Genomic DNA, 1,781 nt, shown 5'->3' on the forward strand with positions numbered 1-1,781 from the left:
CTTAGAGTAAAATTATAGTTGGCAAATAAAATAGGCTACCGGTTTAGGGTAGCCTGGAGCACAATCATCCTGTATAATATTAATTATCCCAAAAAACAAATACAGGGTGGTGACTATGCTCAATAATAGTTTATCTATAAATGCTATAGATTTCAAGACTTTAGAGCAGGAAGTTTATAATGTTGTTCTGGAATTTGGACGATCCATCATGAAAACTATACTTGAAGGCATTGATAAAGAATTGATGGAATCAAGGGATACGGAAGTATACCGTCACAGGGGTAAGAAAAGAACGTGCATAAAGACGTTGATGGGACCTGTAGAGTTTGAAAGAGTGATTTATGAATGCAAGAATGAAGAAGGAAAGAAAAGCTTTGTATACCTGCTAGATGAATACCTGAAGATGGAAACCATAGGATTTATGTCTACAAACCTGGTTGAGAAGATGGTGGAAAATGTAAGTAATGTATCCTATCGCAAGGCAGCTGAAAATATTACGGAACTTACAGGACAAGATATCAGCCACGCAGCTGTATGGAATGTAGTGCAGGAACTAGGAGAAAGGATAGCCAGGCAGGAACAGGAAAAAGTTAAGGCATACCATGAAGGCAAGCTTGAAGGAACAAAGGAAGTTAAAGTGCTGTTTGAAGAAGCCGATGGACTGTGGATTAATATGCAAGGTAAAGACCGTAAGGGAGGAAATGGGAATAAGAAGGAAATCAAGCTGGCAGTTACTTATGAGGGATGGAAGAAGCGCAATCCGGGAAGAGACGATGAATATGTGGTTGTAAACAAAAGAGCTGTAGCAGGGTTTATGGATGCTGAAGAATTTGCCGATTTGCTGGAAGCAAATATAAACGAAGAATATAATACAGGCAAAATAAAGGTAAGAGTATTAAACGGTGACGGAGCAAAATGGATCAGGGGATGTACAAATACAGCTGAAAAACACTATCAGCTGGACAGGTTTCATATATTTAGGGCAATTCTGCGTCATGTATACGATAAGAAGGAAGCCAAAAAGATAGCGCGACTGATAAAAAGCGGGAATATACAAAAAGCTTTAGAACGAATAGAAGAACTTAAATATGAGTGTGGAGGAGAGTGTGATAAGGTAGAAAAGCTTCAGAATCTTGAAGAATATCTAAAAAGCAATATTGATGGATTAATACTGTACCATGAGAGGGACAATATTGAACTGCCGGAACCTCCGGAAGGGATATACTATCGCAATCTTGGGACAATGGAGCATCAGATATGCGACATACTATCACTAAGAATGAAAGGCAGGAAAATGAGCTGGAGTATAGCTGGAGCCAATAATATGGCGAAAATACTTGCCTTAAAGGCAAGTGGAAAGTTATATGATGAGATACAGTCCCTGATGTCGCCTGTAGTCTCCGAAAAGCTTCTGGATAAATTTGTTGAAGTTATAAGTACAGCTAAAAACAAGGTGGAAGAAATAAAGCGAAAAATACCGAAAGTATATTCGATGCGCCGAGGGCAAATTCCTTATACCGGTTGTGCAATGACAGAAGGTCGGAAAGCAATTAGAAACTTAGTAAGTCATAGAAGGTTAGGAGAAATTATTTAATATATGAACTGGAAAAAAGATAAAGAAAAACAAGAAAAAAGAAAAGAAAAAAGCAATAGAAAAATACCATAGGCTCACAGAGCCTTGCTTCTTGTCAAGGCCGCCGGTAACGGCGTTCATTTTAGCCTTGACAAGAGTGCTTATGGTATAATGATAAAGATTTTTTCTTGGATTTTGTAATAATATA

2 protein-coding genes are annotated in these 1,781 nt (G+C 38.0%); one reads left to right on the forward strand and one right to left on the reverse strand.

Annotation, left to right across the window (positions count from 1 at the left end):
* Nucleotides 1-115 precede the first annotated feature (115 nt).
* Nucleotides 116-1,594 (forward strand): ISLre2 family transposase, encoded by a 1,479-nt coding sequence (locus AN619_RS15195; protein WP_068558112.1) that lies wholly within the window; start codon nucleotides 116-118, stop codon nucleotides 1,592-1,594.
* Here AN619_RS15195 and AN619_RS16220 read toward each other — a convergent pair.
* Nucleotides 1,577-1,781 (reverse strand): hypothetical protein (locus AN619_RS16220; protein WP_207644252.1); only part of this gene is annotated, 205 nt, incomplete at its 5' end. The two genes, AN619_RS15195 and AN619_RS16220, sit on opposite strands and share 18 nt — an antisense overlap.

The sequence above is a fragment of the Thermotalea metallivorans genome (assembly GCF_001562415.1).
In the GTDB taxonomy this organism is placed as follows: Bacteria; Bacillota; Clostridia; order Peptostreptococcales; family Thermotaleaceae; genus Thermotalea; species Thermotalea metallivorans.

Coding starts and splice junctions, on each gene's coding strand:
- AN619_RS15195 (WP_068558112.1), top strand. CDS start 116: ATGCTCAATAATAGTTTATCTATAAATGCTATAGATTTCAAGACTTTA.